Origin of the sequence: Bradyrhizobium sp. USDA 336, assembly GCF_044908355.1 — a bacterium.
Taxonomy (GTDB): Bacteria; Pseudomonadota; Alphaproteobacteria; order Rhizobiales; family Xanthobacteraceae; genus Bradyrhizobium; species Bradyrhizobium yuanmingense.
Genome location: NZ_JBIYDC010000001.1, coordinates 129,504 through 153,729, shown reverse-complemented (window position 1 = coordinate 153,729; position 24,226 = coordinate 129,504). Strand labels below are relative to the sequence as shown.

The 24,226-nt window shown below is 61.2% G+C and carries 20 protein-coding genes and 1 pseudogene; 9 read left to right on the top strand and 12 right to left on the bottom strand.

What is annotated here, in order from left to right:
- Positions 1-1,081 (top strand): glycine C-acetyltransferase (locus ABIA45_RS00720; RefSeq protein WP_404650867.1); only part of this gene is annotated, 1,081 nt, incomplete at its 5' end.
- Here ABIA45_RS00720 and ABIA45_RS00715 read toward each other — a convergent pair.
- Positions 1,029-1,544: a hypothetical protein gene (locus ABIA45_RS00715; protein WP_404650866.1), complete on the bottom strand. Its 516-nt coding sequence runs from the start codon at positions 1,542-1,544 to the stop codon at positions 1,029-1,031. The genes ABIA45_RS00720 and ABIA45_RS00715 overlap by 53 nt on opposite strands.
- Before the next feature lie 254 nt (positions 1,545-1,798).
- Between ABIA45_RS00715 and tnpA the strand changes: the two genes are divergently transcribed.
- The 6 genes from tnpA to ABIA45_RS00685 all read left to right on the top strand — a co-directional run bounded on the left by tnpA (position 1,799) and on the right by ABIA45_RS00685 (position 6,877).
- Positions 1,799-2,200, top strand: a complete 402-nt coding sequence (gene tnpA, locus ABIA45_RS00710; protein ID WP_404650865.1) for an IS66-like element accessory protein TnpA — start codon at positions 1,799-1,801, stop codon at positions 2,198-2,200.
- Positions 2,197-2,352: an IS66 family insertion sequence element accessory protein TnpB gene (tnpB, locus tag ABIA45_RS00705; protein ID WP_404650864.1), complete on the top strand. Its 156-nt coding sequence runs from the start codon at positions 2,197-2,199 to the stop codon at positions 2,350-2,352. Before tnpA ends, tnpB begins: the two co-directional genes overlap by 4 nt.
- A 331-nt stretch (positions 2,353-2,683) precedes the next feature.
- A complete protein-coding gene (locus ABIA45_RS00700; protein WP_404650876.1) occupies positions 2,684-3,721 on the top strand; it encodes an IS481 family transposase in 1,038 nt (345 codons plus the stop codon).
- A gap of 398 nt (positions 3,722-4,119) precedes the next feature.
- Positions 4,120-4,944 (top strand): site-specific integrase, encoded by an 825-nt coding sequence (locus ABIA45_RS00695; RefSeq protein WP_404650863.1) that lies wholly within the window; start codon positions 4,120-4,122, stop codon positions 4,942-4,944.
- Complete coding sequence (locus ABIA45_RS00690; protein ID WP_404650862.1) at positions 4,941-5,873, top strand: tyrosine-type recombinase/integrase; 933 nt, start codon at positions 4,941-4,943, stop codon at positions 5,871-5,873. The genes ABIA45_RS00695 and ABIA45_RS00690 overlap by 4 nt, the downstream gene beginning before the upstream one ends.
- Positions 5,874-5,923: 50 nt before the next feature.
- Positions 5,924-6,877, top strand: a complete 954-nt coding sequence (locus ABIA45_RS00685; RefSeq protein WP_404650861.1) for a tyrosine-type recombinase/integrase — start codon at positions 5,924-5,926, stop codon at positions 6,875-6,877.
- A gap of 107 nt (positions 6,878-6,984) precedes the next feature.
- Here the strand turns inward: ABIA45_RS00685 and istB are convergent, their stop codons facing one another.
- From istB to ABIA45_RS00660, 5 genes are all read right to left on the bottom strand, one after another.
- Positions 6,985-7,746, bottom strand: coding sequence for an IS21-like element helper ATPase IstB (istB, locus tag ABIA45_RS00680; RefSeq protein ID WP_404650860.1), 762 nt, complete (start codon positions 7,744-7,746; stop codon positions 6,985-6,987).
- Between the two features lie 16 nt (positions 7,747-7,762).
- Complete coding sequence (gene istA / locus ABIA45_RS00675; protein ID WP_404650859.1) at positions 7,763-9,304, bottom strand: IS21 family transposase; 1,542 nt, start codon at positions 9,302-9,304, stop codon at positions 7,763-7,765.
- A 360-nt stretch (positions 9,305-9,664) separates the two neighbouring features.
- Positions 9,665-10,012, bottom strand: coding sequence for a transposase (locus ABIA45_RS00670; RefSeq protein ID WP_404650858.1), 348 nt, complete (start codon positions 10,010-10,012; stop codon positions 9,665-9,667).
- 591 nt (positions 10,013-10,603) lie between these two features.
- On the bottom strand, positions 10,604-11,236 hold the full coding sequence (locus ABIA45_RS00665) for a hypothetical protein (RefSeq protein ID WP_404650857.1): 633 nt from the start codon (positions 11,234-11,236) through the stop codon (positions 10,604-10,606).
- A gap of 754 nt (positions 11,237-11,990) precedes the next feature.
- Positions 11,991-12,974: a transposase gene (locus ABIA45_RS00660; RefSeq protein WP_404650856.1), complete on the bottom strand. Its 984-nt coding sequence runs from the start codon at positions 12,972-12,974 to the stop codon at positions 11,991-11,993.
- A gap of 1,606 nt (positions 12,975-14,580) precedes the next feature.
- Between ABIA45_RS00660 and ABIA45_RS00655 the strand changes: the two genes are divergently transcribed.
- Complete coding sequence (locus tag ABIA45_RS00655) at positions 14,581-15,360, top strand: autoinducer binding domain-containing protein (protein WP_404650875.1); 780 nt, start codon at positions 14,581-14,583, stop codon at positions 15,358-15,360.
- Between the two features lie 176 nt (positions 15,361-15,536).
- Here ABIA45_RS00655 and ABIA45_RS00650 read toward each other — a convergent pair whose 3' ends face one another.
- Together ABIA45_RS00650 and ABIA45_RS00645 are read right to left on the bottom strand one after the other, a co-directional pair.
- Positions 15,537-15,737, bottom strand: coding sequence for a transcriptional repressor TraM (locus ABIA45_RS00650; protein WP_404650874.1), 201 nt, complete (start codon positions 15,735-15,737; stop codon positions 15,537-15,539).
- Positions 15,738-16,161: 424 nt separating this feature from the next.
- Positions 16,162-16,482: a transcriptional repressor TraM gene (locus ABIA45_RS00645; RefSeq protein WP_404650855.1), complete on the bottom strand. Its 321-nt coding sequence runs from the start codon at positions 16,480-16,482 to the stop codon at positions 16,162-16,164.
- Positions 16,483-17,119: 637 nt separating this feature from the next.
- On the opposite strand from ABIA45_RS00645, the pseudogene ABIA45_RS00640 reads away from it, so the two are divergent.
- A pseudogene (locus ABIA45_RS00640) lies at positions 17,120-18,166 on the top strand (IS701 family transposase); the annotation flags it as partial.
- Between the two features lie 267 nt (positions 18,167-18,433).
- Here the strand turns inward: ABIA45_RS00640 and ABIA45_RS00635 are convergent.
- Genes ABIA45_RS00635 through traA form a run of 4 tightly spaced genes read right to left on the bottom strand, consistent with a single transcriptional unit; the run spans position 18,434 to position 24,064 of the window.
- Positions 18,434-19,054, bottom strand: coding sequence for a TraH family protein (locus tag ABIA45_RS00635; RefSeq protein ID WP_404650854.1), 621 nt, complete (start codon positions 19,052-19,054; stop codon positions 18,434-18,436).
- A gap of 12 nt (positions 19,055-19,066) precedes the next feature.
- Positions 19,067-20,209, bottom strand: coding sequence for a conjugal transfer protein TraB (locus ABIA45_RS00630; RefSeq protein ID WP_404650853.1), 1,143 nt, complete (start codon positions 20,207-20,209; stop codon positions 19,067-19,069).
- Positions 20,210-20,222: 13 nt separating this feature from the next.
- Positions 20,223-20,756 carry a conjugative transfer signal peptidase TraF gene (traF, locus tag ABIA45_RS00625; RefSeq protein WP_404650852.1) on the bottom strand — a complete coding sequence of 178 codons (534 nt, stop codon included), beginning with the start codon at positions 20,754-20,756 and terminating at the stop codon, positions 20,223-20,225.
- The gene (gene traA, locus ABIA45_RS00620) at positions 20,753-24,064 is read right to left on the bottom strand and encodes a Ti-type conjugative transfer relaxase TraA (RefSeq protein WP_404650851.1); all 3,312 of its coding nucleotides are present in this window, start codon (positions 24,062-24,064) and stop codon (positions 20,753-20,755) included. The genes traF and traA overlap by 4 nt, the downstream gene beginning before the upstream one ends.
- Positions 24,065-24,226: the final 162 nt, after the last annotated feature.

The following is a 24,226-nucleotide window of genomic DNA, read 5'->3' as shown; positions in this document are numbered from 1 at the left end:
CGATGGCCACAAGCGAGAACTAATCAACTTGTGCGCGAATAACTATCTTGGGTTGGCCAATCACGAGGAGATTGTCGCGGCCGCCCAGCGAGCCTTAGCCGAGTTCGGCTTCGGCATGGCCTCAGTCCGATTCATATGCGGAACGCACGTCCTACATCGCCAATTGGAAGAAGCGATTGCACGCTATGTTGGCGCAGATGATGCAATCCTTTTCCCTGCTTGCTTTGACGCCAATACCGGGGTGTTCGATGCGCTGCTAACTGCGGACGATGCCATCGTTTCAGACAGCCTAAATCACGCGTCAATTGTTGACGGTGTGCGCCTGTGCAAAGCACAGCGATATCGGTTCGCGAACGGGAACATGAATGCGTTGGAGGACGCTCTCCGGCAGGCGCGGGAAAACGGCTCTCGGTTTATCTTGATCGCAACCGACGGCGTGTTTTCCATGGATGGGTACGTTGCAGATCTGCCGACTGTCTGTGATCTGGCTGATCGGTTTGGCGCGATGGTGATGGTGGACGATTGTCACGCCACAGGGCACCTCGGACCCCAGGGTCGAGGGACGCCGGCATTGACCGGAACGGAAGGGAAAATCGACATTATTAGCGGAACCTTCGGAAAAAGCTTAGGCGGGGCAGCTGGAGGGTTCGTCGCGGGTAGGAGCAAGATCGTTGAAGTTCTCAGACAACGTGCTCGGCCTTACTTGTTTTCTAACAGTATTCCACCTGCGATGGCCGCGGGAGCTCTAAGAGCGATTGAGATAGCAGCGAACGCCGATGATCGTCGATCTCGACTCGGAGCGCACGTCCAACGATTTCGCCAAGGACTCGTCGATGCTGGCTTTGACGTCGTACCAGGGACGACCCCGATCATCCCGGTGATGTTCTTCGACGCACATCGAGCAAAGGCGATGGCGCAGACGTTGGATCGCTTAGGCGTATACGTAGCTGGCTTTTCATACCCAGTCGTTCCCGAGGGGCAGGCACGGATTAGGACCCAAATGTCGGCGGCTCTGACGGACGATGACATCAATGCGGCGTTGCAAGCTTTTCGTGACGCAAGGGAGCTGTTGGCGCTTTGATCGGACTTCGTTTCCTCGTCTCACCACCCGAAATCTGCCATTGGTTCACAACCAGATCGAGTTGGACAATGTTGATCCAGGAACAGAGCAATCTATCGATGCTTCCTCGGCCCGGCACGACGACATCGTTCATGAAAGCGCTATCGTTGTCGAAGTCCACGCCGCGTAAGAGCCAAGGGAACAGGCTCTGTGCGCGGTTGATCGCCTCGACGACCAGCGAACCTTCCCGCGTCACCAACGGCAGACACTCCGTCCAGCCCGTGGCGACATCGACCATCGTCAAGGTCTGGATGAACGAGCCAGTCACCGACGTTCCGCCATGGGCGACCATGTCGACCTCGCAGAAGCCAGGCGGCGGGCTGTTCCAATCATTGAACGTGCGGATCGGGACCTCGCGCCGGATTGCCGAATAGAATCCGGCACGGCGCCGCCTGCCGCCGCTCGCCGCGACCTTCACGTCCACGAGCAGGCGGTCGATGGTAGCGGCACTGATAGCCAGAACTCAATCACGGTCGGCCTGCCCAAGCTGCAATCGGCCATGTTGCTCGAGGGCCGCCAGCAAGGTCGGGATCATCACCTTGAGCCGCTTGCCGCACACCCGATCCGACGCCTCCCACAGCGCCGTCAGCGCGTCCTTGAGTATCCCTCCATTGAGGGCCGCCTTGTTTGACGGACGCGAGCGCTGCAGGTCCTAGGGGTAATCCTAGGAGAAGCGCTATGACGATTTCGCGGGCAGAGGTGATCACAACGGTCGAGCGGCGGCGTCGGTGGTCACAGGATGAGAAGGAACGGCTAGTTGCAGCATCGCTCGAGCCCGGAGCCACTGTTTCCGAGGTGGCTCGCATGGCCGGCCTTCATGTGAGCCAGCTGTTCAGGTGGCGCAAAGAGCTTTGCAAGCACAGTGAAACGAGTGTAGCGCCGTTGGTGCCGGTCGAGATTGGGCCGTCTGTGCCGCCGCGGGAAGTGGCCGAAGCGCCATTGACGACGGCGCCGGCGCGTCGCCGGAGGAGCCAGGGCATCATCGAGATTGATCTCGGTAGCGGACACCGCATCCGGGTCGACGGTGACGTTGATGGAGACGCGCTGCGGCGAGTTCTCGATGCCCTGGTGCGCCGATGATCCCGGTTCCAACCGGCGTGCGAGTGTGGCTCGCGACAGGCTACACGGATATGCGCAGAGGCTTTCCGTTGTTGGCACTTCAAGTGCAGGAGGTGCTGCGCAAAGACCCGCTCTTATGTGTCGGACGAGATTATGTGGCGGAGGCGCCCTAACGCCAGCCAGGGCCGGCCACGGCTGGATTCCTCCGCCACATAATATTTCGTGCCCCTCGTGCGGACGCGGGATCCCCCTGCGCCGTAACGCCGGAGGGGCACAATGCTCGAGTTCTATTTTTCGTACCGCGGGGTGCTTAAACGCCTTCGTGACGGGGCGCTCGGCGCCGAGATGGATCGCATCGCGGGGCACTTTTTCTGTAAAAGTCTCGACTTAATCTGACAGAATGGCTTGGACTGGTGGGGAATGGAGCTGCGGGGCGAGCGGGAGCGCTCACCCGAACTGGCGCTCCCGCGCTGCCCCGCAGCGTCTCACGCAGGAGATGCAACCATGACACAAGAGCAGAAAGTCATTCACGCGAAGGTCGGGGTGTTGGAACTGGCCAAGCAGTTGGGCAATGTCAGCCAGGCCTGCAAGATGATGGGATATAGTCGCGACAGCTTCTACCGATTCAAGGAACTGTACGACAAAGGCGGCGAGCTGGCGCTTGCCGAGATCAGCCGGAAGAAGCCGATCCTCAAGAACCGTGTCGCGCCTGAGATCGAAGCGGCAGTGGTGGCGCTGGCGATCGAACAACCGACCTGGGGCCAGGTGCGTGTTTCCAACGAGCTGAAGAAACATGGCTTGTTGATCTCGCCGTTCGGGGTGCGGGGCGTCTGGTTGCGCCACGATCTGGCGAACACCAAGACGCGGCTCAAGGCGCTCGAAGCCAGAATGGCACAGGAGGGCTTTGTCCTCACCGAAGCCCAGGTCGTGGCGCTGGAGAAAGCCAAGACCGAGAAGGAAGTCCACGGCGAGTTCGAGAGCGAATGTCCCGGCTATTGCGGCGCCCAGGACACCTTCTATGTCGGCAACATGAAGGGCGTGGGCCGCATCTATCAGCAGACCTTCATCGATACTTACACCAAGGTGGTCTTCGCCAAGCTCTACGACCGCAAGACGCCAATCACCGCGGCGGAGACGCTGAACGATCGGGTGCTGCCGTTCTTCGAAGAGCACGGTATTGTACTGTGCCGGGTGCTGACGGATCGTGGCACCGAGTATTGCGGTAACCCCGAGCATCACGACTACGAGCTCTATCTCGCCGTCGAGGACATCGATCATACGCGGACCAAGACCAAGAGCCCGCAGACCAACGGAATCTGCGAGCGCTTCCATCGAACCGTGCTCGATGAGTTCTATCGTGTGGCGTTCCGCAAGAAGATCTATCGAACCATCGACGAGCTGCAGAATGATCTCGATGTTTGGGTGACGGCGTACAACGAAACGCGCCCGCATCAGGGACGATGGTGCTATGGAAAAACACCGATGCAAACCTTCCTTGACGCGCTGCCCATTGCGAGGGAGAAATTGCTACCGGCCGCGTAGCGCCGGACACAATCTTCGTCGGACATCCACCACGACGAAGAGCCAGCCGTCAGGTCAAGTGCATACTTTTACACTTTTTCTCGCTCGGTTACAAGCAAGCATCCGCTAAGCTTTATCTGAGCCGGATCGCGCGGTTCGGCCGTTTTGCTGCAGCACATTGCGGTTCACGGCCGATCGGCGAAGCTATCATCGATAGCTATCTATGCACATTCACCACGGACTCACCGCGGATTGCGGCAGTGTCTGCGCTCCAACACGCGCGGCGGGTGGCGCCCGAACGATTCATTGCTTCGACGCCCATTGTAGTCGATGATCCGGACGCTCCGCTTTTGCGCTCCTTTTCTGACTATCTGAGCAGGGTACGAGGCCTTGAGCCAAGGTCCCGCGATGGCGTTCTCTTGGGCGCACGGCGCTTTCTGGATTGGCTCCGCCATCGCCATCCTGGCCAAGACCTCGAGGCGTTGACGGCAGAGCATGTCCTTGCCGCTGTCGAGTATCGGCTGTCGCTCTCGGCGACCTCCGGCACTCGCACGGCGGCGATCTCTTACATCCGAACGTTTCTCCGCTTTCTGCATTGGGGTGACCACCACGAGCAGGATCTGGCTCCCGTCGTTCCAAGAACGCCATATTGGCGACTGGCCCACTTACCGCCCCGGCTTTCGTGGGATGATGTTCGCCGCGCCATCGATGCGATCGGCAAGGCGACGCCGATCGACCTTCGCGATCGAGCTGTCCTGTTGTTGCTCGCCACCACAGGCATTCGCAACGGCGAGCTACGCGCTCTTCAGCTCCGGGATATCGACTGGCGAGCTGGCGAGGTTTTTGTCCGGCGCACCAAGGGCAAGCGTGACCGAGTGGCCCCGCTCATCGAGGAGACCGGCGCCGCGCTCGCCGACTACATCCTGCGGGCTCGACCGAAGGTCGATAGTCAGCATCTGTTCCTGTCCTTCACGCCGCCCGTGGGACCATTCAAGTACGCGTCGTCTGTTTCGAGGATCGTGCGGAAGCGATTGCAGCATGGTGGGATCGAGCTCGATCGCGTCGGGGGCGCACATCTCCTGCGTCACAGTCTAGCTACCCAGCTCGTGGGGCGACGAAGGCCGATCAACGAGGTCGCCGATCTTCTGGGGCACCGAAGCATCAACACAACGGCGCTGTACGTGAAGGTCGCGGCCTCGCAGCTCGCTGAGGTCGCGCTCCCCTTTCCGGGAGGCGCCGTATGACCGCCTTCGCCGCATTCCTCGGCGACAAGGTCGAGCGCTACATCGAGCTGCGCCGCTCCCTCGGCTACGCCTTCAACAAGCAAGCCGGAACGCTGCGGGCTTTCGTTCGCTACGTCGAGCGATCTCAGCTGGGTGCGCCCGCCACCCGGACGATGGCGCTGGACTTCGTCCTGTCGTTCGGTGGCGCCGCCAACAGCCGCGCGGTCCGTCACGGCGTGCTCCGCCGATTCTACGAGTACCTGGTCGTCTACGACCCCCAGACCGAGGTCTTGGAGCGCAAAGCTTTCCCGCGGTCCAGGGCGATTCCGCCGCCGCGCATCCTAAGTGAGGCTGAGCTGACGTCGCTTATCGACGCATGCAGCTTCATTTCGCCAGGGAACCCTCTCAGGGGCCGCACGATGGCGACGCTAATCGGATTGTTGGCCAGCACGGGACTACGATCGGGCGAAGTGGTCAGCCTTGATCGCGGCGACGTCGATCTGACCAACGGGGTCGTCCTCGTCCGTAAAACCAAGTTCCGTAAAGACCGCCTGATTCCTGTTCACCCAACGACCCAGGCAGCCCTTCGCCGATACGCCCGTGAGCGCGACACCGTGTTTCCCAGGCCCAAAGGCGAGGCCTTCTTCCTCAGCTCGCGAGGCTGCCGTCTGTCGGCGACCGGCCTGCAAAGCAACTTCGCTAAGGCCCGCAAGCTCGCGGGTCTTGACAATGGCAAGCCTCTGCGACCGCACGATCTCCGGCACCGGTTCGCGGTGACCAGGCTCAGGCTGTGGCACCAACAGCACGCAGACGTCCAAGCGCTGCTGCCCTTACTCGCCACCTACCTCGGCCACGCCAACTATAGCGACACAGCCTACTACCTCACCGGCTCGTCGGATCTCCTCGCCATCGCGGCTGAGCGCGCCTTCCTCGACGGAGGCGCGGCATGAACGAACACCTCCTGCTGGCGCCGCTCCTGGAGTCGTACTTTCGTCGCCGGTTGACCAAGCAGCGCAACGCGACCTCCGCGACCTTAGCCAGCTATCGCGAGGCCTTGCGCATGCTGATCCTCTTTGCCGCCGCCCATTTGGGGAAGAAGCCGGCGGCGCTGGCCCTTGAGGATCTCGATCGGGACCTTGTTCTCGCCTTTCTTGACGAGCTTGAGGAGAAGCGGAACAACTCCGTCGCAACGCGCAACGCCCGACTAGCCGCGATCCGATCTTTCTTCCATCACGTCGCTGCCGCCGATCCCGCCTCGTTCGGCGTCGCCCAACGGGTTCTGACGATCCCCACCAAGCGGGCCCACATCGAGGTGACGCATCATCTCACCAACGCCGAGGTGGAGGCCATCATCGCAGCCCCTGATCAGACGACGCCCCGCGGCCGGCGCGACCGGGCCTTTCTGCTCTTCTTGGCGAGAACCGGCGCTCGCGTGTCTGAAGCGACCGGCGTCAACGCGAACGACCTTCAGTTGGAGCGAGGACGCCCGCAGGTGCTCCTTCACCGCAAGGGACGCCGAGATCGCGTCGTTCCCATTCCTAAGGATCTGGTGCGATCGCTGACGGACCTATTGAGCGAACGCGGCCTCGCCAATCACGAACCGCAGCCGATCTTCGTCGGGGTCCGCAACGAGCGCCTGACGCTTTTCGGCGCGACACACATCGTGCGGCGTGCCGCCTCCCAGGCCGGGTCCAAGAGGCCAAGCTTGGAGGGCAAGCCAATATCGCCGCACATCTTCCGGCATTCCCTCGCCATGAAGCTTCTCCGGTCAGGCGTGGACCTCCTGACGATCCAGGCTTGGCTTGGCCATGCTCAGGTCGCCACAACCCACCGATACGCCGCTGCGGATGTCGAGATGATGCGCCGGGGACTCGAGAAGGCGGGCGTCTCAGGCGACCGCAGCGCGCGCTTCCGGCCGAACGACACCATCCTGCAGCTGCTGGCCAACATCTGATTATTATGTTGCATATTTCACTGATGATGAGCAGCGATTTCGTGCGATCATGAGCGCCGAATTCAGACGATCGTGAGCAGCCCGCTCCGGCCGAGGCGGTGATAGAGTCAGCGTTCTGGCTGCTCGTCAAGGGTGATGGTTTTGGCGTTGCGTTTTCGCATGCTTTCGCCGGCAAGCTGGAGGCGGTGAGCGTTATGGACGAGGCGATCTAGGACGGCGTCGGCGTAGGTTGGGTCTCCGATAACTTCGTGCCATGTGTCCACAGGGAGTTGGCTGGTTACGATGGTGGAGGCGCGGCCATGGCGGTCCTCGAGGACTTCCAGTAGATCGCGCCGCTCGGCGGCGGTGAGCACCGACAATCCCCAATCATCCAAAATCAGAAGCTGGGCGCGGCCAATGGTTTTGAGCAAGCGGGCATAACGTCCATCGCCCCGCGCGAGCGCCAACGCTTCGAACAATCTTGGGACGCGATGATAGGGAACCGAGCGATTGTCGCGGCAGGCCTTGTGGCCGAGGGCACAGGCTAACCAACTTTTGCCCAATCCGGTCGCTCCGGTTATGAGCAAATTCTCGTGGCGATCGATCCAGTCGCCGCTGACGAGCTTGGCGAAAACGGCCCGGTCGATACCCCGCGGCGTGCGCAAATCGACGTCCTCCACGCAAGCATTCTGGCGGAGCGCGGCCAGCTTGAGGCGCGTGGTGAGCCGCCTGGTATCGCGTTCCGCGGCTTCCCGGTCGACCAGCAGGCCGATGCGATCTTCGAACGGCAAGGCTTCGAGATCAGGTGATCGTCGCTGCTCCTCGAAGGCGTTGGCCATGCCGCTCAAGCCGAGCTCGATCAGGCGTTCGTGGGTGGGATGGTTGAGCATACAGGTCTCCTTGGCTTCAGTGGAAATAATCCCGGCCGCGGAGGTTGCCGTGGCGCAGGGGTTGGGGTTCGGAGGGCTCGTCGAGAAAGGTGCGATCCAGGCCGTGCTGGAGGATGGAGCGGATCGAGGCGACGGATCGCGCCTTGATCAGAATGCCGCGCCGGCAGGCCGCGTCGACGCGCTCGGCGCTGTAGCTTTTGGCCAGCGACAGAATGCCGAGGCAGGTGCGAAAGCCTTGCTCGGGATGCGGCCGGGCCGCGATCACGGCCTGGAAGAAGGCGGCGGTCGACGGACCGATCCGCTCACCGGCGGCGATCACTCTGACGGGCGTCCATTGGCCGTAGCGCCGATGGGCGCTGAGCATGTGGTCGGTGATGGTGGTGTGGCCCCGCCGGTTGGGCGCGCGAGCGTGGCTGGCGACCCTGCGGCCGTTGTGGAAGATCTCGACCGTCCTGTCGTCAATGCGCGCATCGACGAGCTCACGGATGAGCCGATATGGCGTGGAATACCAGTGTCCATCGATCTCGATATGATAGTCGGGGCCGACCCGGCATCGCTTCCAGCGCGCGAAAGCGTAAGTCTGATCGGGCAGCTTGGTGAGCTTGGGCTTGTCGAGTTCGGAGAACAGTTCGGCGCGGCTGGCGCCAAAGTCGCGCATCTGCCGGGCATTGAGTTCGACGACGAGTATTTTGATGGCTGCGTTCAGCTCCGCCATCGAAAAGAAGCGTTGGTTGCGCAGCCGCGCCAAAATCCATCTCTGGGCGACTTGCACCGCAACTTCGACCTTTGCCTTATCTTTTGGGCGCCGCGGCCGGGCTGCGAGAATGGCCGTGCCGTAATGGCTCGCCATCTCGGCATAGGTTCGGTTGAGGCCAGGATCGTGGCGGTCGGGATTGGTGACGGCGGCTTTGAGATTGTCGCAGACCACGAATGTCGGCGCGCCGCCGAGGAAGGCGAAAAGGTTGATGTGGACCCGGATCCAGTCGGCGAGCCCCTCGCTTGGGCAGGCCTCGGCGTAGGTATAATTGGACGCGCCCATCGCCGCGACGAACAGCTTCATCGACTGCACTTCCCCACTTGAGGGGTCGATGACGTCGATGGTGTCGCCGGCGAAATCCACGAAAACCTTCTCGCCGCCCAGATGGGTCTGCCGCATCGAAGGCCGGGCTCGCCCCTTCCAGGCCTCGTAGGTCGTGCAAAACCATGTGTAGCCGAATCCATCGGGATGGGTGGCGCGATACTCGTCCCACAGCAGCCGCCGGGTCACGTTGCGTCGGCGCAGCTCCTTGTCGACATAGCCCCAGTCGGGAACGGGCCGCTGTGGGTTCTGCGACGCAGGCCTCGGCGCAGGGAAAAGCAGCAGTTCCAGGTCTTCGTCAGTCATTCCGGCCGGCAACGGCCAGTTCAGCCCGGCAGCCCCCGCTCGACGCAGATAGCTGTGCGCGGCACCGTTGCTGATGCCCAGGGTGCGCGCGATGGCTCGCTCCGGCAAGCCTTGAACATGTTTTAAGCGGAGAACCTCTTTGATCCGGCGCATCGACAATCTCTGGGTGGGCATCGGCCTTCCTCGTTCACTGACGAGGCAGTTCCTAAGCCGGTTGAGTTGTCGGCCGAAGCGGGCTGAGCCGCTGAAAAGTTGCTCACGATCCCGCGAAATCCGTGCTCACGATCGTCTGAAATCTCTGCTCACGATCCCCTGAAATCCGTGCTCACGATCCCGCGAAACATGCAATTATGTGGCGGAGAACCCCTGGATGGCCCGGCCCTGGCTGGCGTTAGGGCGCCTCCGCCACATAATCTCGTCCGACGCATAAGAACGGATCTGAGCCGGCATCGCGCACAAGCGCAACAAGGCCATCGATCCCCTTGCGGAAGTCGACCGGATGGCTGGCGAGGAACACCTTCACACCAGAGGGAATCATGCCGAACGGACCGCCCGAATTACCCGCTGCAAGTGCGCCTCGTCGACATCCACGCCGGCGCGCACGACGACCTCGCCAATGGCAATCTCGATCACTGCGTCTGCCACACACGCCACCGCGGCTTCGCGACTCGAAGGCCGCGAGGGATAAGGTCGCTCGGCTCGAGCATCGCGGCGCCAGGCGAACAGTTGCGACGGGTGAATGCCGATCCGATGGGCGATCCCCGATACGCTCGCGCCGGGCTCCAGCGCCTCTGCCACAACTTGTGCCTTGAACTCATCCGACCAGCGTCGGCGAAGCTGTCGCGGCGCCCCCTCAAGACGCTCGGCGACCGCTTCGATCATATGGAAGGTTCTAGTTCCAGAACTAGGCGCAGACATAGAAGCTCACATCGGCTCACAGACTCAGCAGCCGATAGCCGATCGCTCACCCACTCCGCCAGACGGGATCTCTTTGCCGCTTACTGATCAGTGGTGGTGCTTCATACAGATTAGGTGACCTTCGGCCGTCTGCCCGGGTGGGCCGTATCGTTCGCAAGACGCGTAACGCGCGCCATCTTTGTTGAAAAACTTGGGTCCTACCGCAGTTTGTGCACCATTGGAGTTCGTACACGCGGCAGAAATCAAAATATCAGTGCTGTCGCACTTCTCCTCAGTGTATTGTGCAACTGAAGGAATGCGCTTGATATAATAATCGGCGGGCCCGGGGAGTTTTGTTACAAGATCCTTCCGGACCTCCTCAAGCTTTCGATTAAGAGCTGTTACAGCAGCCTCAGCTCTCGCTGCCGCCTCTACGGCTTGTTGAGCACATTGGGCCGCTGAAACGCATTGCTGAGGTTGCTGTGCACATGCGTCAACCGCATCGAAAACCAAACTTACAACGATCGCAAACGGGGCCGCCGGTACTATCCAACGATTCATAGTATCCCCCTTGTTCTAGAATAGTTTGACGTTAATCACGTTAATCCAAGGTTCGGAAAGACGCTCAAGCTCGTTCATTTCGAGAGTAAGAGCAGTGGCCCCTGAAGCGTCGTAACGACACCTCGTCCATCGCGCCATCACTTTTAGATTTTGGTAGGTCCAGAAAATATCTGCGGCATTCGATCGATCAGTGAAGTGATCTTTGCCGAGAGCTCTGAAAGCCTTTTCCTTAGCGTCTCGATAAGCCTCATTCGGATTTTGAATTTGAACTGGATTGACGATGAACTCCATGGCCTTGTAGCCAGCCACCTCAATTCGCGGGTCAGCCTTAACAAGTTGCTTCAGAATTTCCGCAAAAGCAGCTTGTAGGCGAGAATTTACATTTTCGACCGCGCATTCAACTCTTGCGATTAATCTAACAGCGTCTTCGTAGATCTCTTTCTCAAGCAGCGTCATTCGATGAATCGCCTCAGCTACCGCAGATTGGCCTTTATCGATCACCTCCAATGCGATCGCTCGAATTTGGTCGAGACGTTGCTGAACATTGTAATTTGAAACCTCTCTTAGCTTGTCCAATTGGGCCAAGGAACGTTCTATGCTGTCGGCTAGTGTACTGGATGATGCCCGCAGCTTTAGAGGGTCGGTCACGACACCCCAGACATCCTGAATGACATTCCCCGCGTCGGCTTGCCGGGACGGTCCACCTAACGCGATGCATACAAGTACTACACATAGTCCAGCCCTAAGGAGCGATCGCATTTCCACCCTCCACGGCCGACTTCTTCTATTTGTAGGTTAGGATGTTGCGGCCAGATATGCAACCTGTCGACTTGTCGAGCATCATTTCACTTCTGATCACAACTAACGTCAAAACCCGCATCAGTAGCTGATCATCTCGCCATTGACCGCGTAGTCTAAGTCGCCAATGTCGGCCTGTAAGGGTTCAGAGAACAGTGAACGCTTGCGGCCTAAGTCAGGAAGGACAGCGTGTATAGGTCAACTTTACTGGCTTGTTTCCCTCCATCGACATCCGCTCCAGCCCTCCGAGATCCCCCGTTGCAAGTTATCGTGAGTCGTCCCGCCTTTGATCGTGGAGTACGTTGCAACGAAAATGTTTGACACGGCCTCATAGCCCCAAGACCAGCCATTCCGGCATCACCTCTGGGGTCCGATTGATGCATTTGTTCGTTCACGCAAGATCCGCGATCTGCACAATGGAGGAAATCTCGAGTGCTCTGTCAGCCATTCGAGCTCCGACCTGGCTCGCCTACACCGGTTCACAGAGACGGCCGCGACATCTACATCTGCGCCCTCGGCTTTCAACGAATCCCGCTAATCTTTAGCTGGTCCGAGTGCGGTACAGGTCGCGCGTTGTAACGTCCTATTGGAAGCCGTTGCTAGATCAGCCGGACCGATCCAGCCAAGACAGACCTTTGAACGGTTTCGGAGCACGTACGCGTCCGTTCTTCATGAGCTCCTCGTTTACCAGCTGAACGTTCCGGATTGGCAGGAAAGAGGCTCTGCACCAGAACGTGTTGTACTGTCTAGCCCGAAAGCCTCCTCCGCTGCCTCCAGAGCCGCCGGTTCTCCAACAGATCGCCTGATCGACGAAATTGTTGAAGGAGTGAGTTTCGCTGTTCTGGAACTTGATATCCTGAGTGGTTAGCGCCCGCGGGATGGACCGAATTGTACATCTGCCGTTTACCAGCTTGAGTTTGGTGATCTGAGCTTCCACTTGGCCATTGGACCATGGTTGCGTGATAGCCGCGTGCACCGCGCCCTTATCTTTGGCGATGCCATTCGCGAACGAGCCAATGAGGCTCCGCTTGGATTCATCTATCCAAGGTTCGAGCTCGATCTCGACCCTCTTTCGGATCATCGCGTGGAAGCGGCCAACGAGAGCGTGGGCATCGGCCTGCATAGGAACGCTTTGTTCAATAGCGGCAACCGTTACGGTCTCGGCCTTGCTTAGGTGGTCGCGCTTCGTTGTCAGCACTGCGCTATTGTCCTGGCGGCGGGCCTTCTGCAATTGTTGAGGGCTGATAGTCTCGGCGCGTCGCCGTCGCGTGGCCCATTCCGCCACCACGCGCAGCGATCCCTTAAAGCCTTGCCCTCTCAAACGGCGCCAGAGTTCGGCACCGTTGCGACAGCCGCCGGACCACTGCGCGTCTAGGAACGGCAGGTGCCCATCCAAGGTGCTTTGACGGGTGCGGAACATATCAAACCGGTTGGCGATCCGCCCTAAGACGCGGCGCATGTTGGTGGCCGAAGCATCAACCTCGCCGAATAACCGAACCTCCCCCTCCCGGCCTGCATCCGCAATCGCGACGACATTTCTCAGCTTGGCCACATCGATTCCGACGAATGCTTCCCTATAATCTGCCACGGCTCGTCCTCCTGTGATGAGGATCGGCTCGGTTCGCCCGAGCAACCCTCGGACGCGCAGTGTAGGGCGACGCCACCTCATCGGCAGAGGCGGACATACGGTCTTACGCTGAAACGGACCAGGAGCGCCAACAAATAGTTTGATGAAATGCCCAGAGTTTTGCGATGGATGACGTAGGACTCCCCGCACTCGATGGCCTCCGGATAGCAATCGGTGCGCCTCTCACAGCATAGCGGTGGTACACGAATTCCAGCCCGCCGTCGGCTCGCGAGATGCGTGGGAAGTGCTGTCTCATCGTAAAGGCAGCGGTCAGAGATTTGCAAATGTATCAATATTTACAGATATTTGTGTACAGCGGAGCGATCGTGAGCGGCTGCGATTATTCGCCTGGGCTCATCTTTCGCAACCCCGAATGTAGCAGGTGCCGAGTTACGCAACGGCGTGGAGATAGCGGTGCGTCGCCTGCCCGAGCACGACCTCCGGCGGAGCATCCCACACAACCAAGAATCGTCACAATCGATGCGCACAGCTTCGTTTATCTTCGATTTATCTGGTAGATGTGGCGATGAACGATGCAGGCTCACGACCGTTAATCGAAGCACCTCGTATTCCGAACCTGGATCCTCGACGACTTGGCTATGCCGTTATAGCGGCAGTCTTCAGAACTCTCCGACATGCGGCTGACGAATCTCTTTTCAAACAGTCGGCCCTGATTTGGGCAGATAGGAGATGCAAGCCACCGTCGAAGATCACTCTACCGCGCTCGGAGGTAATGGGTGGGCTGCGGCTCCAATCGAAACATATGAGAAAGGTGAAGGTCATGTCCAATCCAAGGCGATCGGATCGCAACCCATCTCTGACCACATCGAAAGAGAGGACTGAGAAGCCTCGATTGACCGCCACCATGAAAAGGCGGGCTCTAAAGTGTAGAATCGAGCCTTCCACGATCTCGGCCATTCCCTCTGAGTCACCGCCGGAATCGGAATCCTAGCTGCCCGGAATTGACCGCTGACCGATCTGCAGCGGTGGCCAGCTCTTTGGACAGATCTAGTTGGCTCCGAGATGAACTTAAGAGCGAACCTGCCTGACTTCTTGGCTCCAACCTCGTCTCATTTTTGCACTTGCCGAATTGATGGATGCTGAAGCAGCGCAAGCAAATGGAATCGCACATTCAAGAAGAAACTTGGTCACCGCTCCAACTCGCCATAGAGATCCGACAGCGACAGTGGAATTTCGAGATCTACGCTGGGCGGTGCCGCGTCTCAGCATCAAAGCCTCCGTCAAGCGGCGGACACGCTCAGAATCAAGCAGTCTACACTCAGGCACTGCCTGCGAAGGCTCGACCACACGTTGGGGCAGCAGGCTGTTCGAGCGCACAAACAACGGCGGCACGCGCGAGGAACAGTGCAGAGCCCGGCGTCCGTTCCACCACGATAGAAATTGGACCTTGGCTTGAAGAACGCGGTTTGGTCTTCAGATCGGAGCACGGATAGAGGTAGCCGTAGGACACGATCGGATGGAGATCAATAGGTAAGCAAAGAAGGGAGCTTGAATTCCGTCGAGCCACCCGAAACGGTCATCGATTCAGAAGAATGAGAGAATCGTGATGTTTGTCCGACGAGCAAGGATCGGCATCGCACAGTGCTCGGAAAAAGAAAAGGAAGACGAGGAGGAATTTACATTGGATGGGCTATTGCAGGGGTTGATTGACGCTGTCGATCTGGCGCACGACGAACGCTCCATTCGCAATGCGCTCAAGAAGTTTACCGTCTCATCCGGCTTTGATCGCTATGCTTACATTCATGTTCACGCCGACGATGCAGTTGCGTTCAGCGATTATCCCGCGGAATGGCTGAACCTCTATTTTACAAAGCGATACACGATCATCGACCCTGTTGTGACGACCGCCAAGCGCAGCATGCGGATGTTCGCCTGGTCGGCGGAGGACCGCGTCGTGCGCAGGAGCTCGCGCGAGATCAAGCAATTCTATTCTGAGGCAACTGACTTCGGCATCCGCTCCGGCGTTTCCGTTCCAATCAGGACAAGCTTTGGCCGCACCGCGATGATAACGCTCGCAGCGGATCGGCGGTGCGTGGAAATCCCGCCATGGGACCCGATGCAGGCGGCATTGGCCCTCGCCTACATTCATGTTCGCCTCAGTCTGGCATCTGGGTCGTCGTTCAAAACGGGCGATGTGACGTTGTCGACGCAGGAAGCGACCTCGCTCAGCTGGTCGTCGCACGGCAAGTCGATGAATGTGATCGCGGACTTGCTTGGAATCAAGCCACGAACAGTCCAGTTCTATCTGGATAACGCGCGCGACAAACTCGGCGCCAGCAATCTCCAGCAGGCCGTCCGCATCGCCATGGAAAAAAAGTTGATCTAGTCCGGCGTGAGCGCCCGTAGGCGGCACTCACTCTCACATTGGTACCGCCCCGAGCGAGACAGGACGCAAACCACGACGCTTACGCCGGCGCGAGCTGATCTGTGACGTCTGCGACTCGCAGTATCGATTATCCGGCCGGGGCCTTCGGAACGTAGCCGAGCCGATTGACCAGGTGTTCAAGACGAGCTGACGCGCCCGATGCTCCGTCTCTGCATGTTCATGGATTCGTTGGAGCTCCGCCCGGCGCTCGGGACAACAGTGTCGGTGTCAGCCTCTGCGGCTACGCGCTGCAATCGGGCTGTCTCGGCAAGCGCTACGCTAGCACGGTATTCGCGAACGGCGTCGACGGTAAGGCGCTCGAGCTCAGGTTGTGCCATTTCGGTGAAAATGTTCTCAAGATTGCAATTGAGCCCGGAGTCGGGCGACTCATCATAATTGTTCGATACCACAATTCTCACGCAGACCAGGTCCGCGGTGCGCTCCCGCCGACGATAATCCCCTGATCCCAAGCCGGGGGTTTAGAAAACCGTGCATAGCCGGTCCGTGTGACCTTTAGCACCGAGGCGCCTAAACATACATCACAGGCTCCGCGGCCCAATACGTCAGGGGATCCCGGCGCCGTCACGGCCGGCACCAACCGCTGTGCAAGGAGTTTCTAAACCCCAGAGCAGTGCATCTGCCCTGCGGATCCTTATAGATTGAAGTTGTGACATGTTTACTGGACGATCCCTGCTCTTCGCGAACTTCGGTTAAGCGAACAGAGGCCAGGACGCCCAGCCCGGAGCTCGTTTGCCGCGACGATTATCCGGCGGGGACTTTGGGGACGTAGCCGAGGCGATCGATCAGGTTGTTAAGGACAAGCTGACGCGCTCGATGCTCGGTCTCCGCATGTTCATGAATCCGTTGGAGCTCTGCCCGGCGTTCGGGACAACAGTCTGCGTCAGCCTCTGCGGCTACCCGCTGCAATTGGGCCGCCTCGGCGAACGCTACGCTAGCACGGTATTCGCGAACGGCATCAATGGCCAGGCTCTCAAGCTCAGGTTGTGCCATTCCTCCGAAGATATGCTCAAGATCGCAGTTGAGCCCGGCGCCGGGCGATTCATCATCATTGTTCGGTGCCACAATTCTCACACAGACTTGGTCCGCGGTGCGCCTCCGCCGACGATAATCCCCTTGATCCCAAGCCGGGGGTTAGAAAACCGCGATTAGACGGTCCCTATGACCTTTAGCACCGAGGTGCCTGGACATACGTCACAGGCCCCCGGCCGTTAGGTCAGAGGATCCCGGTGCCGTCACGGCCGGCACCAACCGCTAATCGAGGGGTTTCTAAGCCCCGAGGCAGCGCGTACTGCCCTGCGATTCCTTATAGATTGAAGAGAGGTTCGGCGCTAGCCGAGGAGAATGTGACGAATTCGACCAGGCTGATGCGCTCTGGGCGGCCAAGAGCGTGGCGACCTAAATTGTTCGCCGACGATTGGTGAGGTCCGACACCTGTCTGTTGGATATCGAGGAAGTGCTGGAGAGCTGTCTTACGTCGCCGAGACTCACCCGCATGGCCGAATATGCGATAGCCCGTCAGAGCGGCGACCCACGCTCCGCAGAATCGGCCGGATCACGAAGCACTTGCACATCAGCATCAGGGAGCTCACGCTGACAGCGTAGCGCTGCCGCCTATCCACTAGCTAGTCTGACTGAGTCACAAAACCGCCAGCCAGAATCAGCGATGGATGAAGCATGGACCATCAGTCGAGAGGCCGACATGAGCGGGCGTGGCACCAAGACGAGCGAGAAGCGATTTGCGACGTATTTGGAAGGGCTTGCCAGTGTCATCGGTCATGCTGATCGGAAGGCGCCGCTGCGCGACTATTGCGTCGGCCTGATGGCCTGTGGCGGTCGCAAGAGCGTGGAGCCGATGGCGGCGATGACAGCTCCGGAACGGACGGCCGCCCAGCATCAATCGCTGCTGCATTTCGTCGGCAGCGGCGCCTGGTCGGATGAGAAGGTGCTGGGCAAGGTACGTGAGATGGTCCTGCCGGCGATTGAACGCCAGGGCCCCATCGAAGCCTGGATCATCGACGATACCGGATTTCCCAAGCAGGGGCGACATTCTTGGAGTTGCACGGCAATATTGCGGGCAGCTCGGCAAGCAGGATAATTGTCAGGTGGCGGTGTCACTGTCGATTGCCAACCACCACGCCAGCCTGCCTGCCGCCTATCGCCTTTATCTTCCGAAGGAATGGACTGAGGACTGCGATCGGCGGCGCAAGGTGGGCATTCCTGCCGAAGCTGGCTTCCGGACCAAGCCGGAGATCGCGCTGGAGCAGTTGCGGTGGGCCTGTGCGAGCGGCCTTCCGCGCGGTGTCGTACTGATGGACGCGGGCTATGGCAATAACAGCGACCTGCGCACGGAGATCACGGCGCTGGGATTGACCTATGTGGCGGGTCTTCTGTCGAGCACAACGGTATGGCGCCCGGCACCGGTCCCTTGCCGCCGAAGCCATGGTCGGGCCGCAGCCGTCCACCGAAACTGATGCGCCGCAACCGTCAGCATCAGCCGGCCGCCGTCAAGGCGCTCGCGATCGGCCTGCCGGCCAAAGCTTGGCGCACCATCACGTGGCGGCAAGGAACGAACGAAAAGCTGACCTCGCGCTTTGCACGCGTGCGGGTCCGTGCCGCGCATCGTGATCATTGGCAAACCACCCGGCGATTGGAGGAATGGTTGCTGATCGAATGGCCAAAAGGCGAGGACCAGCCTACCAAATACTGGCTCTCGACATTGCCGGAGGATGTGGCATTCCGGACTCTCCCTCAGGCGCTCGGCGCGCCCGGCCGATCCCGCTCGATCGCATTCCCGCAGATTACAGACCCCGCGGATCTGCCGCTGCGGACCCAACGTCACATTCCAAATTCGATCGCGACGATGCGACGGCGCCTCGAACATGGGGGCTCGTCCGAACGCTTTCGAGATGTCCTTGTTGTGCGATCAAGTTCGACCACTAGACAGATCATCGTTTGTGACGCAGTAGGACTAGACCTTGGCTTTTCAGCCGAGGCCGTTGCAATCCGCAAAGGTCTATTTCGGCTTGCCGACGCCAATGCCGGACAGATCGATCCTGATGCCCGCCTTGTTCGGATCACCCGGCTCCTTGTCCCGCTGGGTACCATCGTCCGGACTGCTCGCAGGCCTCGCTGCGTCACCGTCCGCGGGTTTGTCGCCAGCGTCCGACGCCCCCTTTCGGGCTGGCGGGCTGCCGGGATCGGGCTCGTCGAACACATATTTCCCGTCGAAATATCCGGTCTTCCAGGCGTCGATCGCATCGCCGAATGCCTCGTCGACCGGCGCGCCATACCATTTCGTGACGATGCGATAAACCTTGCCGAACAGTGCCGTACCCATCCTGATATTGGCGCAGGCGTCGACGAGATCGGGCTTGAGCTCGGCGACGTCGGTGACGCCGAGCCCGACCGGATATTGGGTCACCCCAACGCGGACCATGGCCTGGCCGACGTAACGGCGGACCAGCTCCATGGCGTCATCCGCGGTCTTGGGCGGCGTCACGAGGACGACGCGGTTTCCGGTCCGGACCGTGACGGCCAGCGGATCGGGTGCCCCGACCGCACGGATGAATTTCTCGACGATCGCGGGCTTCAGACCCGAATCGGCGCATTGATGAATGGTGGCGGCATCGATCATGATGATCCCCCTTCAGGTGTTGAACGAGAGCACGAGGGGCAGCCCGAACAGGCGCGCCCAGGCTTCGGTGCTGGCTTTTTGAATGGCGAGGACGTTGGTTCCGGCGGTCCACCAGTCGTTGCCGATCGCGACAAGCACGTCGGGCGAGTGGAGCATCGACTCGAGGGCCGGCCAGACGAGCAGTTGCTCGTAACAAATCAAGGGCGCGACGCGGTGGCGAGCGGACTCGACGGCGGGGTTGGCAAAGAAGCTGGCCCTGGCGCCTCCGCCCTGCCCCGTCCATGCGAGCCAGGGTTGCCACATCGAGACCGGCACCGGCATGCGCTCGCCATAGAGCCGGCGCGTGCGAGCGGCGCTGATCTCCATCATGGCGTTGTCATAGCCTGCGCGATCGACGATCGCCGCACCGGCTATCACCATGATGTCGGAGCCGCGAAGGCCGTCCATCCAGAAGCCGCTCGTGGTCGGCGTCCACAGCCCGGCCGCACTCTCGGGAAGCACGACAACGCGCGCTCCGGCCGCGGCCGCTTCGCGCACGCGCTGGAGAAGCGCCTGGGATTGTGCAAGGTCCGGAGCCCGGCCGAGCGAGCTGCCAAGCTTCGTATCGAGACCGACCCATCCGTCTGGTTGCGAGGGCGCGATCCAGTGCGCGGCCGACCAGGCCCAGAAGCCGGCCGCAACGATCGCCGCAATGGGCCACTTGCCGGTCGTCATTGTGAACAGGATGGCCGCGGTCGCGGCCAGTCCCCACCATCCCCAACCGGGAAACAAAATGCCGGCCGCGGTGATCGGCTGTGCCCATCCAACGATCCCAAAGGGCGGCACGCTCATCAGGAGCGCCCCAAGCCCAAAGCAAAACGCCCTCTTCCTTCCGGGCTGGCTTTGCCACAGCACAGCGTGAACAAGGACGAAGGCGGCCGCGGCGCCAATCCACAAGGCGATGCCGACGCCGACATCAGTGCCGTAGAAATTGACGACGCCCTGCGGCAGCCCGCGCGATGCCGCAAGGAAATAGGCCGCGCTCACTGCCGCTGAGATCAACCGCGACGGCGCGAATGCCCACAGCGTCGGGAAGGCGCAGGCGAGCGGCAAGGCGAGCGCGTGGCCGCACCAGGCAACAGCCCCGACACCAGCCGCAGCGACGAGCATCGCCACGGCGCGCCAGGCGCTAGGGACCGAAGGTGAAGACGGGCCGGGCGAGGCCGAGAACGCCCGATGACGGGATCGGGCCAAAATAGCGGGAATCATATGAGCCTGCGAAATCGGAGTGGAGATAGAGGTCGCCGGCGGGAATGACGCCGCCGGCAAACGGCATGAGAGGACGGCCGGCCGCATCAGTCGGCCGGACATCGGAATCGGGGAGCGGACGGCCGTCGATCGAGACCTGTTCGGCGACATCGACCTGTTGGCCGCCGATGGCGGCGATGGTCTTGATGAGCGGGCTTAAGCCCCCGGCGCAAAGTCCGCGCCGGATGTAACCGCGCGCGAATGCGCGTTCGAACTCGGCCGTATCGGGCGGACAGATGAAGACGAGATCGCCGGCGGCGGCGGCCCGATCCAGCGTCTTGATCCGCCAGAGACCCCGCGGATAGCTCGGCGTCAGGTTGATGCGCAGTCCGGCGCCCCAGCCGGCGCCTGCCACGGCGGCAACAAGGCCGGCACCAGCCACCAGGATCACCAAGGGGAAGCGCCGTGTGATCATTTCAGGGTCTGTCCCTGGCTCTGGGTCAGACGCTGCGCCTCGGCCTGCTTGAGGGCCTGCGCGGTGCGCTCGCCTGCTGCGAGCTGCTGTGCCGTACGCATGGCTGGCCAGGCTTCTTTCAGCTGCTCGCGTCGCGCCGGATCCATGCCGGCGGCCGCCTTCTCGAAGGTCTGCCCGTTGGGTTCCTTAGCGGCATTCGCCAGGAATGTGCGATCACCAAAGCGCTCTGCGACGGCCTTGTTGAAACCGTCGATCTCCGCTTTCACCATCCTGTCCTCGAGCGCGAATTCGAGCGCGCTCGGCAGGTCATTGCGATCGATCGCATCGCGGATGCGCTCGAGCACGCGACGCGCGTCGCGCGACAAAGCGGGGATGTCGATCGCCACGCGATGCCGGATCGTGCGTTCCTCGGCCTCATGCTTATGCTCGGCCTCGGCGCGAAGACGTAAGTAACGCTCGATGTCGCGCTTGAGCGCCGGCACATTGGCCTCGGCGCGCTGGCGCTCCTGCTTGTCGGCCTTGCCCGCCAGCAGACCGGTCTTCCCGCGCAGCGCCCCGAACGATTCCGGGTTCGTGGCGAGACGGGCGATCGTCGACGACGCCGCGGCGGAATCCTTCAGCATGGTGTCGAAGTTCGTCGCGCGGAACGCGCGCTCGGGATCGGCAAAGACGAGGCGGAAGCGGGTGGAGACATCCTCCCACTGCTTCTTGATGGCGGGGTCGGCGAGGATCCTGTCCTCGATGGTGTCGATGAGGGATTTGGGGAATGTCGTTACGCCTGCGACCATGGGCTTCGGCTCCTTGTGTGCGGTGCTGATGATGGGTTTGCGAGCATCGACAAGGCCGAGTTTCTCGCCGAGGGCGCGGAGCCGCCGGCCGACTTCGGCGAGGCGCTGCTTCTGGCGAATCGTCCAGCGCAAGCGGTCGTTCACTAGCGTGCGCGCCACCTTGACGATATGCAGTCCGCGGTTCGCGGCGAAGCGCAGTGCATCCCGATAGAGGCTGCCGCGTTCGTAATCGAGCGTGGTCTCCTTCGCCCGGCGCTGCGACAGAATCGGGATCAGGCCACCGGCCTTCTGGAACGAACGCCGGCCGTAATAGAGCGCGACATCCTCGCGATGGCGGGTCAGCGCGACATAGGTCAGGTGCTTGTCGAGGGACAGCGTTGCCAGCACCTTGACCCGATCGACGGTGGCTCCTTGCGCCTTATGCACGGTCGTCGCATAGCCGTGGTCGATATTGCGATAGAAGCGTTGATCGACCTCGACGCGGCGGCGGTCCTCGCCCTCCCCGATCTCGGCCACCAGGCAAGCCGGCTTGGCTGCCACGACCTTGCCGATCATGCCGTTCTTGACGCCGAGCGAACCCTCGTTCTTCAGGAAGACGATCTGGTCGCCCGGCGCAAACCGGCGCTCGCCATCCTGGGTCCGGAAGGCATGGCCCTGTTCGAGGAGACCGCGCTCGACCAGCCTGGCCCGCGCCATGTCGTTCAGCGCGCGGACGTCGCGGCGCAGATGGGCCAGGATCAATGTCGACTTGGACGGATCATAGCCGCGATTCCAATCGGCGATGAGATTGTCGATCGCCTGCGCCTTCAACTCCGAGCCGAGCAGGCGTCCATGATGGCGATAGGCGGACAGAGCCTGGGCCGTCCGGCCACGGGCAAGATCGAGCGAAGCGTCGCGCATCCATTGCTGGCCCTGGCGATAGATCGTTTCGAGTTCGGCATAGCCGGTGCGTTCGACGATCGCGCGAAACGCCGCCCCCGCCTCGATCGGCTGCAGCTGTTCGGGATCGCCGACCAGGACGAGCTTCGCTCCCGCCTTTGACGCTGTTTCGACGAACAGCGCCATCTGCCGCGACGCGACCATGCCGGCCTCGTCCAGGACAAAAACCGTTCTATCGTCGAGGCCATCGCGACCGCTCTTCCATCGCAGTTCCCAGGAGGCGAGCGTGCGGGATTCGATGCCCGCCTCCTTCTCCAATCCCTCGGCCGCCTTGCCTGCCAAGGCGCCGCCGACGACGCGATAACCGGCGGCTTCCCACACCTCCCGTGCGGCCCGCATCATCGTGGTCTTGCCTGCGCCTGCACGACCGACAACGGCCGCGATCCTCTCTCCGGACGCCGCCATATGCGCGATGGCGGCGTGCTGCTCGGCCGAGAGGTTGGCGTGACGCGCAGACACGGCGGCAACCACCTGTGTCTTGACCGTGAAAGGCGTGCTGCCCGACAGATGAATCGCGCGCCGCGCCATCTCCGCTTCGAGCCGGATCAGTTCGCGCGTCGTGTATTTCGCGCCCGCCCGCGCGCCCGTCGCGAAGTCGACCTGTTCCCCTTCCAGCCGGAGCACATCGGGGCTTTGCAGCACCCGTGCCATCAAGTGCTGGAAGGTCTCGGCATCGTCGACATAGCGATGCAGCAGCTTGCCGACATCTCGTTCGTCAAAAACGCTCTTCTCCCGGGAGATCATCTCGAGCACGATCTCCGGACGGCGCTGGATTCGCCTCAACGTCTCGGCCCGGTTCTCATCGAAAACGCGCAGCCGTTCGAGATTCGGATCGCGCCCCTCGCGCTCTGCGCGGCGCTGGATGGCCTTGGCCGCGACGCCGATATGGGTGGTCGGCACGACGTCGATCCCGCGCTCCGCGTAGGACCGCCCATCGACCCGAATCTCGTGGCCGTTCAGGGCGAGATGCTGGTTCTGCAGGTCGAGCCAGCCATTGCGCTGATCGAGGAACTCCTGCTTGTCGCCGGCCCAAAGCCGATAGGCGATCTTGCCGGATTTCATGCGCAGCGGCTGTCCGTCTTTTCCGATGACCGGGACCCGCTTTGGCCCGAATCCGTCCTCGGTGAGAGGCCGCAGCGTCGTCATTAGGTGCACATGCGGATTGCCCGGCTCATCGTGATAGACCCAGTCCGCGACCTGTCCGCGGGACAGCACCTGCTCGACCACGAACTGGCGCATCAGCGTGATGTTCTGGTCGGTCGTCAGCTCGACGGGCAGCGCGATGATGAACTCCTTGGCGAACTGCGCATCCGCCCGCTTCTCGAAGGCTTCGACCTTGTTCCAGAAGGCCTCCGACGCGCCGGCAACGGAGCGATCGGCGATCATGGTCCGAAGCCACGCGGGCGCGTCGGCCGGCAGCAGGAATTCCTCGTGGATCATCCCACGCTTGTTGGAATAGTCGACGGTACGGCCCTCGGCCTCGAATTCCATCTTCGCGCAATGCCGGTAGGCGGCCGCCAGCACGGCGCTGCGGCCATCGCCGCGACCGATGAGCTGGGGCGTGAAATGGGTGATGGCCACGGCTGGAGTGATCCCCGAGACGAATGAACATGCTGTTCGTCGGGATCGGCCTGCCCATACAGGGCGGGAAGCAGGACGTCGCATCAGCGACGTATTACTGCGCCCTTGGGAAGCCGCTCCTTCGGAACGGCGGGATGATCTTCCAAAGCGTCGGCTCCGCCG

Excerpts from the sequence above, each read along its gene's own strand:
- tnpA (WP_404650865.1), top strand. The coding sequence starts at position 1,799 with ATGACGATTTCGCGGGCAGAGGTGATCACAACGGTCGAGCGGCGGCGT.
- tnpB (WP_404650864.1), top strand. The coding sequence starts at position 2,197 with ATGATCCCGGTTCCAACCGGCGTGCGAGTGTGGCTCGCGACAGGCTAC.
- ABIA45_RS00700 (WP_404650876.1), top strand. The coding sequence starts at position 2,684 with ATGACACAAGAGCAGAAAGTCATTCACGCGAAGGTCGGGGTGTTGGAA.
- ABIA45_RS00690 (WP_404650862.1), top strand. The coding sequence starts at position 4,941 with ATGACCGCCTTCGCCGCATTCCTCGGCGACAAGGTCGAGCGCTACATC.
- istB (WP_404650860.1), bottom strand. The coding sequence starts at position 7,746 with ATGCTCAACCATCCCACCCACGAACGCCTGATCGAGCTCGGCTTGAGC.
- istA (WP_404650859.1), bottom strand. The coding sequence starts at position 9,304 with ATGCCCACCCAGAGATTGTCGATGCGCCGGATCAAAGAGGTTCTCCGC.
- ABIA45_RS00670 (WP_404650858.1), bottom strand. The coding sequence starts at position 10,012 with ATGATCGAAGCGGTCGCCGAGCGTCTTGAGGGGGCGCCGCGACAGCTT.
- ABIA45_RS00655 (WP_404650875.1), top strand. The coding sequence starts at position 14,581 with ATGTTTGTCCGACGAGCAAGGATCGGCATCGCACAGTGCTCGGAAAAA.
- ABIA45_RS00650 (WP_404650874.1), bottom strand. The coding sequence starts at position 15,737 with ATGGCACAACCTGAGCTCGAGCGCCTTACCGTCGACGCCGTTCGCGAA.
- ABIA45_RS00635 (WP_404650854.1), bottom strand. The coding sequence starts at position 19,054 with ATGATCGATGCCGCCACCATTCATCAATGCGCCGATTCGGGTCTGAAG.
- traF (WP_404650852.1), bottom strand. The coding sequence starts at position 20,756 with ATGATCACACGGCGCTTCCCCTTGGTGATCCTGGTGGCTGGTGCCGGC.